The sequence below is a fragment of the Streptomyces poriticola genome (assembly GCF_036689765.1).
GTDB classification, from domain to species: domain Bacteria; phylum Actinomycetota; class Actinomycetes; order Streptomycetales; family Streptomycetaceae; genus Streptomyces; species Streptomyces poriticola.
On record NZ_JBAGKH010000039.1, the window covers coordinates 38030 to 47234 of the forward strand.

The following is a 9205-nucleotide window of genomic DNA, read 5'->3' on the forward strand; positions in this document are numbered from 1 at the left end:
CGGCACCGGCTCGCCCGGTGCCGGCACCGGCACCGTCTTGACCGCCCGATCCGCTTCCGTGAACGTGGGGGTGCTCCGGCGACGTCGCGGAGCGCATGGCGGAGGAGGGGCGGCGTGGCAGACACGGGCTGGGACACGGACGTGGTGGTCGCGGGTGCCGGGCCGACCGGCCTGATGCTCGCCTGCGAGCTGCGACTGGCGGGCGTCGACGTGACCCTGGTCGACCGGCTCGCGCAGCGCACGGGGGAGTCCCGGGCCGGCGGGATGCACTGCCGCACCCTCGAAGTGCTGGACCAGCGCGGGGTCCTGGACCGGTTCCTGGCGGCGGGCGACCTGACGCCGGTCGGCCACTTCTCCGGACTCATGCTGGACTTCGACGGTCTGGAGTCCCGGCACCCCCTCCCGCTGATGATCCTTCAGTCCGCGGTCGAGCGGCTGCTGGAGGAGTGGGCCGAAGAACTCGGCGTACGGGTGCGCTGGTCGTCCGAGGTGGCCGGAGTCCGTCAGGACGACGACGGGGTGTCGGCCGAGCTGCGGACGGCGGAGGCGGCCCCCGCACTGCTGCGCGCCCGCTACCTCGTGGGCTGTGACGGCGGCCGCAGCACGGTGCGCAGGCTGTCGGGCATCGCCTTCCCCGGCACTCCGGCGACGATGACCGCGCTGATCGGCGATGTCGAACTCCCCGACCTGCCCGAGGACTACATCTGGGCGCGGCGCTGTGCGACCGGCGACTACTCGGCGATCTCGTTCGAGCCCGGCTGGTACCGGGTGATCACCTCCGACTACGACCGGGTCGCGGACCGCGACGAACCCGCGACGTTCGAGCAGCTCCGCCGGTCGCTGATCAGACTCGCGGGTACCGACTACGGTATGCGCAACCCCAGGTGGATCTCCCGGTTCGGCGACGCCGCACGGCAGGCCGACCGGTACCGGGCGGGCAGGGTCCTGCTCGCGGGCGACGCGGCGCACATCCACTTCCCGGCCGGCGGGCAGGGACTGAACACCGGAGTGCAGGACGCGGTCAACCTCGGCTGGAAACTCGCCTCGGTGGTGCGCGGCCGGGCACCGGAGAGCCTGCTGGACAGCTACCACGCCGAGCGCCACCCCGTCGGGGAGCGGGTCCTGCAGAACACCCGGGCCCAGGCGGCCCTCACCCGCCCGGGCGCCCAGACCGACGCGCTGCGCGACGTCTTCGGCTCGCTGCTGGTGTTCGACGACGTCAACCGGCAGCTGCGCGACATGCTCACCGCGCTGGACGTGCGGTACCCGGTCGACGGCGGTCACCCGCTGGCGGGCCGCCGGGTCCCGGACGCCGGGCTCAAGGCGCCCGACGGGGTCACCCGCGTCCACGAACTCCTGCACGCAGCCCGCCCCGTCCTGCTCGACCTGCGCGGCAGCACCACACTGGGGACGGCCGTGGCCGGCTGGGCCGACCGCGTCGACCTCGTCGAGGCGCGCTGCGAGGACGGCCACTGGGCCGTCCCGTCGCGGGGTGAGATCCCCGCTCCCGCCGCGGTCCTCGTCCGACCCGACGGGCATGTCGCCTGGGCGGCCGACGGCGACCGCACACCCGACACCACCGCGCTGCGGACCGCCCTCACCACCTGGTTCGGCCCGGCCCGGCAGCGCTGAGACGCCCGCCCCGGACACCGCGGGCACGGCGGACCGGGCGGCGCCGACGACGAGCGGGGCCCGGTGCCGCCGTCCCGGCTACGCCTTGCTGTGCGTCCCGGGCTCCGGGGCGTACGGGACCGGCCGGGCGTAGGACAGGATCCCGTTGAGCACGATGCGCAGGACCTCGCGCAGCTCGATGTGGAGCGGCACCCGCGGCTCCGGGCTCTGCGACCAGCGGTAGAGCAGGCCCAGATAGGAGTCCCGCAGGATGTTGCCGGCCCGCAGGGGGTCGATGTCCACCGCGATCTCGCCCCGTTCGCGGCCCGCCTCGATCATGGTGGCGAACACGCGCCCGGCGTAGGGCTCCTCCAGGAGCGGCCGGCCCGCCTTCACCCAGGCCTGGAGCATCGCGGAGGTGATCTCCCGCTCCGTCTCGTTGAACTCGGCGAGCGCCAGCATGCAGCGTTCCAGATGCACCGTGACGCCGTCCTCGCGGGCGAGCATGGACTCCTCCATGCACGCCTCCAGACGCCGCTGCCGCGCTTGCGCCCAGGCGGTGACCAGGTCTTCCTTGCGCTGGAAGTAGTTGAAGAACGTCCCGCGCGCGACGTCCGCGTGCTCGGCGATCTGGTCGACGGTGGTGCGGTCGTAGCCCTGTTCGGCGATCAGGGTCAGCGCGGAGGTGTAGATACGGTCCCTTATCCGCTGCTTGCTGCGTTCGCGACGCCCAAGGGGTGCCGGCTCGGCGCTCATGTGATCCTCGCTTCTCACGCCTCTGTGAGATCCCCCGGCCTCGAAATTTATACCACAGTACATGAATGAATCGTGGACTTGTTTCCCGGGCCGCGGACCGCCCCGTGTCCCGGCGCGCTCACCGGCCCCGGGTCCCGACGAGCGCGCCGGCCGGGGAGGGGGCGGGGCGGGTTCCGGCCAGTGCCCCGGCGATCTCGCCGAACGGGTCCGGCCCGAGCAGGCGCTGGGCGGTGACGTCCACGCCGAGCGCACGGTTCAGCCGCACCCTCAGCTCGGTGGCCAGCAGGGAGTCCAGCCCCAGGCTGCGCAGCGGACGGCGCGGATCCAGCCGCGAGGCCGAGATGCCGAGGACGGTCGCGGCGTGCCGCAGCACGTCGGCCTCCCGCACCGCCCGCTCCGGCTTCTGCGGCCGTGAGTCCCGGTGCGGCCGGACGATCCCGGTGGCCGCGGGCCGGGGCGGGGCGGCGGGTGCGGTCTCACCCGTGCCCGCGGGGGCACTCGCGGTACCGGAGGGCTCCGCCGTGCCGTACGACGGGAGAGGGCGCAGCCGGATGCCGAGGAACTCCGCCACCAGGTGCCCGTCCGGCGCGACGAGCCGGACGTCGCAGTGGGCCTCACCGGGCCCGGTTCCGGGGACGCAGCGGGTCAGCGACCAGTGGTCCGCGGCCAGGGCGCCGGGGTCGGCGATGTGCACCCGGCCGAACGACACCGGCAGGAGGGTGCCTTGTGCGCCGGAGGGCGCCGTCCGGGGCCAGGTGGCCGCCATGGTCACCAGCGCCGCCTCCAGGGCCGCGGCCGGGGCGGCGCCGGGCGTGCCCTGCATCCGGGCGACGCACTCGCCGTCGCCGAGCCACACCTGGGCGGCCGTGCGCAGCGGGTCGTCGACCGCCAGGCCGCGCGCCCTGGTGCGGCGGTAGAACTCGGCGGCGGGCACGTACTCCCCGCACCGGGTCAGCGCGTCGTCGAGGAGCTCCCGCCCCGGTCGCCGTTCCCCCGCCGGCTCGCCGTCCGGCGGGGCGTCCACGGTCCGCGCCCGTCCGCTCAGCAGGACGTCGCCGTCCCGGTGTCCGTCCTCGGTGCGCCCGGCGGTGACGGTGAAGGCGAACGCGTCCCGGCCCGGCAGGGCGGTCAGCTCGACCCGCACGGTGGCGTTGCCCGCCCGCGCGAGTTCCAGGGGCCGGCCGCCGAACTCGATGTCGCTCAGCACCGCGTCCCGTCCGCCGCCGGCGTCCCGTGCGGCCCGGCGCACCGCCTCCAGGTACAGCACGGCGGGCACCGTGGCCGGGCCCCGGCCGCGCACTCCGTCGCCCGGGACCGGCAGCCCCAGGTCACGCAGCGCGAACTCCCGGCCGTGGCCGGCCGCCGTCGCGGGGCCCGTCTCGCGGCGGAACCGTTCCAGGTCCCAGGCGTACGTCGGCAGCGGCACGTAGGGCTCCGGGTCCCGCTCGTCGGTCCGCAGGCACCGGTCCCAGTCGACCCTGCCGCCGCAGGCGAAGATCCGGCCGAGCGCGCGCAGCAGGTTCTCCGGCTCGGGCTGCCGTCGCTTGAGCGTCACCACGGCGGACGGCGTCTCGCCGCGATCCTCCAGGGTGGCCGTGACGGCCTGGGTGAGCAGGGGATGGGGGCTGATCTCGACGAAGACGGTCGCCTCCCCGTCGGCCGCCTGCCGTACGGCGTCCACGAAGCGCACCGGTTCGCGCAGGTTGTCCGCCCAGTAGGCGGCGTCCAGGCCGGTGCCGTCGACGGGCGCGCACCGGACGGTCGACAGCAGGTCCGTCTCACCGTGACGCGGGGAGAGACCGGCGAGAGCGGTGAGCAGGTCCTCCCGCAGCTCGTCCATCGCCGGTGAGTGGGACGCCACGTCGACCTTCACCAGGCGGCAGAAGACACCGTCCTCCTCCAGCGCGGCGGCGATGCTCCGCAGCGCCCCGGTGTCGCCGGCGAGCACGGTGGAGCGGGGCGCGTTGCGCGCGGCGACGCAGACGGCACCGGCGTGGGGTGCCGCCGCGGCGGCGGCCGCGTCCGCGTCGAGCTCGACGACGAGCATCGCCCCGCGCCCGGCCAGCCGGGCCATCAGGCTGCTGCGCCGGCAGATCACCGCCGCCGCGTCCCGCACCGACAGCGCGCCCGCCGTGCAGGCGGCGGCCACCTCGCCCATGCTGTGCCCGAGGCACAGGGCGGGCTCGGCGCCCCTGGCGCGCAGGGCCGCGGCCAGGGAGACCTGGACGGCCCACAGCAGCGGCTGCACCACGGCCACGCCGTCCCAGGACCCCGTCTCCTCCGTGGAGTCGGCGCCGGTCAGGGTCTCGATCACCGACCAGCCCAGTTCGGCCCGGACGGCGGCGTCGCACTCGGTCATGGCGCGGCGGAAGTCCGCGTCGTGTTCGAGCAGCCGGCGTCCCATCCCCCGCCACTGGGCGCCCTGGCCGGGGAACACGAAGGCGATCCGGCGGTCCCCGTGGAAGGGGGCCTCGCCGAGACCGCCGTCCGCGCTCTCCTCGCCGCGCGCCAGGGTGCGCAGCGCGGCGGCCATCTCGTCGTGGGTGGTGGCGACGGCCCAGAGGCGGTGGGCGTGGATGTCGCGCCGGGTCGCGGCGGCCCGGCAGAGCGCGGCGAGCCGGTGGGCCCGGCCCCGCCCGCCCGGTTCCAGATGGGCGGCGTAGCGCTCCGCCAGGCGGCGCAGCGAGGCGGGGGTGCGGGCGCTGAGGACCAGCAACTGCGGTTCACCGGCGTCCGGTGCGCGCTCCGGGCGGCCCGCCGGGGGTGTGGGCGCGGAGGCCGCCTGTGCGTGACTGGCCACGATGACCTGGGCGTTGGTGCCCGACAGGCCGAAGGAGGAGACACCCAGGACGGCGGCCGGGCCGGTCGGCTCCAGCGGGGTGTTGCGGGTGACGGCCTCCAGCGGGACGCCCGGCTCGGTGAGGACCGGGTGGGGGGAACGCTGGTGCAGGGAGGCCGGTATCAGGCCGTGACGGGCGATCAGTACGGTCTTGATCAGGCCGGCGATCCCGGCGGCGGCCTCGGCGTGGCCGATGTTGGACTTCACCGAGCCCACGCGCAGCGGGCGGTCCGCCGTCGGGTCCTCGCGCAGCACGTCGGCCAGGGTGCGCAGTTCCACCTCGTCGCCGACCCGGGTTCCGGTGCCGTGGGCCTCCAGGTAGTCGAGCCGGCCGGGGGTGACGCCGGCGCTGCGGCAGGCCGCGCGCACCATGTGGGCCTGGCCCGCCACGGCGGGCTGGAGCAGCAGTCCGCTGCCCGCGCCGTCGTTGGTGACCGCGCTGCCACGCAGCACGGCCAGCACCGGGTCGCCGTCGCGCAGGGCGTCGTCCAGACGTTTGAGCAGTACGGCGCCGACGCCCTCGCTGCGGACGAACCCGTCGCCGGAGGCGTCGGCGAACTTGCAGCGGCCGTCCGGTGCGAGCATGCCGCCCTGGGAGTAGGTGACGGCGTCGGCGGGCGAGAGGACGGCGTTCACCCCGGCGGCGACGGCCAGATCGCACTCGCCCGACAGCAGGCTCTGCCGGGCCAGGTGCACCGCGACCAGGGACGACGAGCAGGCGGTGTCCACCACCAGGCTGGGGCCGCGCAGGTCGAGGGCGAACGACACCCGTCCGGCGGTGACCGCGCGCAGCCGGGCGCCCGCCATGCCGTGCACGTCCGTGGGCCGGTCGCCGGCCTGTTCGCCGTAGTCGGCGGTCGCCTGCCCCACGAACACCCCGGTGGCGCTGCCGGCCAGGGAGGACGGCCGGATGCCCGCCTCCTCCAGCGCCTCCCACACGACGTGCAGCAGGAGCCGCTGCTGCGGGTCCATGGCGAGCGCCTCGCGGGGGGCGATGCCGAAGAAGGCGGCGTCGAAGCCGTACAGGTCGTCGAGGAAGCCGCCGTGCCGGGAGACGGTGCGGCCCGGTACGCCGGGCTCGGGCGCATAGTGCGGTGCGATGTCGAACCGGTCCCCGGGGACGGGCCCGACGGCATCGGTGTTCTCCACCAGGAGCCGCCAGAACTCCTCCACCCCGTTCGCTCCCGGGAACCGGCATCCCGTCCCGATGACCGCCACCTGCGCTGCTCCGCCCATGCGGATCGCCCCCTCGTCGTTGTCGCGAGTCCAAAGATATACCCGAGGCTAACTATGACTCCGACCACCGGGTGGCGGTGCGAGGACGGCCCGGTCGCGACCGGATGACCTCCCGGGTGACCGGCGGACAATCCAGCCTTTTCTGCGAGGGGTCTTTGCCGGACGCGGGTGTGTCATGCACCGAGGATCGCGCTACTGTTGCGACGAAGGTGACCTCCAGTACATGTATGAACTGATACACATGGATGGGTGTGGAGCCCGGTCACCGGCGAAGGAGGAATGACCATGATCGCCAGAGTGCTCGGACCGCTCCGGGTGACGGTGAACGGCACCTCGGTGGTCCCGACCGCGGTGAAGGCGAGGAAGCTCATGGCGATGCTCGTCCTCAACCGCGGGCGGGTCGTGCAGCGCGCCACCATCGAGCGTGAACTGTGGGACCTCGACGCACCGCGAAGCGCCTCCACCGGGATCCAGAACTGCGTCATGTGGATCCGCAAGGGCATCGGATGCGCCCAGCAGAGCGGGGCGGGCCGGGCTGCCAGACAGACACTGATCACCGAGCCCACCGGCTACCGGCTGGAGGTGCCCGGCGACCAGTTCGACGTGGTCCGCCACCAGCGGCTCGTCGCCGAGGCGGCAGCCGCCGAGGCACGCGCGGACCTGACCGAGGCCTCCGCCCTGCTGAACGCCGCGCTGAACCTGTGGCGCGACGCCCCGCTCGCCGACGTACCGGCGGGCCCGGTCCTGCGGGCCCATGTGCGGCGCCTGGAGGAGGACCGCAAGGCGGTGCTGGCCCAGCGCCTCGGCCTGGACCTGCGGCTGCACCGGTACGCCGAGGTCGTCGGCGAGCTCCACGCGCTGGTCGCCCTCGACCCCTACGACGAGGTGCTGCACGAGTACCTGATGCTCGCGCTGTACCTCTCCGGGCGCCGCAACGACGCGCTGACGGCCTATCAGCAGGCCCGCACCGCGCTCTCCGACGGCGTGGGCCTGGAGCCCTCGCACCGGCTGCGCGGCCTGCAGAAGCGGATCCTGGCCGGCGACGAGACCCCCGCGGCCGTCCTGCAGGGGTGGTCCGGCCTCGTCCCGGAGCCGGTCAGGGCGTGAGGGAGGGATCCCTGCGACGACCGGACGGCCGGAGGGACGCGGTGACTTCCTCCAGCACGGCCGCCCGACCGCGGGCGGTGAACGGCAGGAAGTGGCCGCCCTCGGCCGGCCGCGACCGGAACGGACCCCGGGTGAGCCGGGCCCACAGGGGCAGCGCGGCGAGCGGGACCAGCGGGTCCTGGTCGCCGGCGAGGGCGGTCAGCGGTACGTCGACGCACACCCCGTCCACGGCGAGCAGGGCCTCCCGGGCCAGCGCCAGGTCATGGGCGAGAGCCCGGCGCGCCGGCGGCAAGGAGGCGTCCTCCAGGGCGTCGGCGGCCAGCCCGTGCCGTGCCAGGACGGCCGTCAGGCCCGCGCCGGTGCCCAGCAGGGCGGGCCGGGGGAAGGCGCGGGAGCCGGGCAGTGAGCACGACACCACCAGAGCGTCACAGCGCACCCCGCCCCGGTACGCGACGAGCAGGGCCAGCAGTGCGCCCAGACTGTGGCCGTAGAAGACGGTGCGCCCCGTTGCCGGTGCCCGTAGTTCCGCCCCGATCCCCGCGACGGCCCGGGCGAGCGTGGTGTGCGGGGCCAGGCCCGCGCGCCGCTCCCGTCCGGGCAGGGTGACGCCGACGACCTCGGCCTCGGCCGGGAGCGGCGCCAGCACGTCGCGGTAGCGGCGGGCGGCGCCTCCCGCGTGCGGGAAGACGACGACGCGCGGGCCGGGGCCCGCCGCGGGACGCAGCACCTCCGTCCAGCACCCCGGGTGGTGCGCCCGGGCGCCGGACGCGGAGGCGGGCGCGGCGGTCCCCGGGTGCGGGCCGGTGCCCGGCGTACGGGTCACAGTCCCATGCCCAGGCCGCCGCTGACCGGGAGGACCGCCCCGGTGATGTAGCCGGCCTCCTCGCCGGCCAGGAACCGGACCGCGGCGACCACGTCGTCCACCGTGCCGGGCCGGCCGAGCGGGGTCATCCGCATCACCTCGCCCATGCGCCGGTCCGGCAGTGCCGCGGTCATGTCGGTGGCGATGATGCCCGGCGCGACGACGTTCACCGTGATACCGCGGTCCCCGAGTTCCCACGCCAGAGAGCGCGCGAGGCCCGGCAGGGCCGCCTTGGACGCGGCATAGTTGGTCTGGCCCGGCGCGCCGAGGAAGCCCAGCACCGAGGAGACCAGGACGATCCGCCCGCGCCGGGCGGGCAGCATGCTGCGCACCGCGGCCCGTACCGCGGCGAACGACCCGGTGAGGTTGGTGCGGAGCACCTCGTCGAAGTCCTCGTCCGACATCCGCAGCATCGGCCGGTCCCGGGTGACACCGGCGTTGGCCACCAGCACCTCCACAGGGCCGTGCGCCTCCTCCGCCTCCCGCAACGCGCGCTCCAGCGCACCCGGTTCCGTGACGTCGGCCCGGACCCCGAGCACGCCCTCGGGCGGGCTGCCCGTGCGGTGGCTCACGGCGACCCTGTCACCGTCGTCGGCGAAGGCCCGGGCGACGGCGTGACCGATACCGCGGTTGCCGCCGGTGACGAAGACCGAGCGGTTCATCGTCGTACTCCTTCCGGAAGGGAGACGTCCTGTGCGGACATCTGCGCGGACGGCCGTGAGGACGGCCGTGGGGACATGCGGAACCCGGGTGGGCGGCCCCCCCCCCCCGCGCGGGGCGCCCCCCCGCCCGCC

The 9205-nt window shown here is 75.2% G+C and carries 6 protein-coding genes; 2 read left to right on the forward strand and 4 right to left on the reverse strand.

Annotated elements, in window-relative coordinates:
• Positions 1 to 114 precede the first annotated feature (114 nt).
• On the forward strand, positions 115 to 1632 hold the full coding sequence (locus V5O46_RS29005; RefSeq protein WP_332887690.1) for an FAD-dependent monooxygenase: 1518 nt from the start codon (positions 115 to 117) through the stop codon (positions 1630 to 1632).
• A 78-nt stretch (positions 1633 to 1710) separates the two neighbouring features.
• Here V5O46_RS29005 and V5O46_RS29010 read toward each other — a convergent pair whose 3' ends face one another.
• Together V5O46_RS29010 and V5O46_RS29015 are read right to left on the reverse strand one after the other, a co-directional pair.
• The gene (locus V5O46_RS29010) at positions 1711 to 2367 is read right to left on the reverse strand and encodes a TetR/AcrR family transcriptional regulator (protein ID WP_332887691.1); all 657 of its coding nucleotides are present in this window, start codon (positions 2365 to 2367) and stop codon (positions 1711 to 1713) included.
• Positions 2368 to 2485: 118 nt separating this feature from the next.
• The gene (locus V5O46_RS29015; RefSeq protein WP_332887692.1) at positions 2486 to 6442 is read right to left on the reverse strand and encodes a type I polyketide synthase; all 3957 of its coding nucleotides are present in this window, start codon (positions 6440 to 6442) and stop codon (positions 2486 to 2488) included.
• A gap of 285 nt (positions 6443 to 6727) precedes the next feature.
• On the opposite strand from V5O46_RS29015, the gene V5O46_RS29020 reads away from it, so the two are divergent.
• Positions 6728 to 7549 carry an AfsR/SARP family transcriptional regulator gene (locus tag V5O46_RS29020; RefSeq protein WP_332887693.1) on the forward strand — a complete coding sequence of 274 codons (822 nt, stop codon included), beginning with the start codon at positions 6728 to 6730 and terminating at the stop codon, positions 7547 to 7549.
• Here the strand turns inward: V5O46_RS29020 and V5O46_RS29025 are convergent.
• Together V5O46_RS29025 and fabG are read right to left on the reverse strand one after the other, a co-directional pair.
• Positions 7539 to 8372, reverse strand: a complete 834-nt coding sequence (locus tag V5O46_RS29025) for a thioesterase II family protein (RefSeq protein WP_332887694.1) — start codon at positions 8370 to 8372, stop codon at positions 7539 to 7541. The genes V5O46_RS29020 and V5O46_RS29025 overlap by 11 nt on opposite strands.
• A complete protein-coding gene (gene fabG, locus V5O46_RS29030; RefSeq protein WP_332887695.1) occupies positions 8369 to 9073 on the reverse strand; it encodes a 3-oxoacyl-ACP reductase FabG in 705 nt (234 codons plus the stop codon). Before fabG ends, V5O46_RS29025 begins: the two co-directional genes overlap by 4 nt.
• Positions 9074 to 9205: the final 132 nt, after the last annotated feature.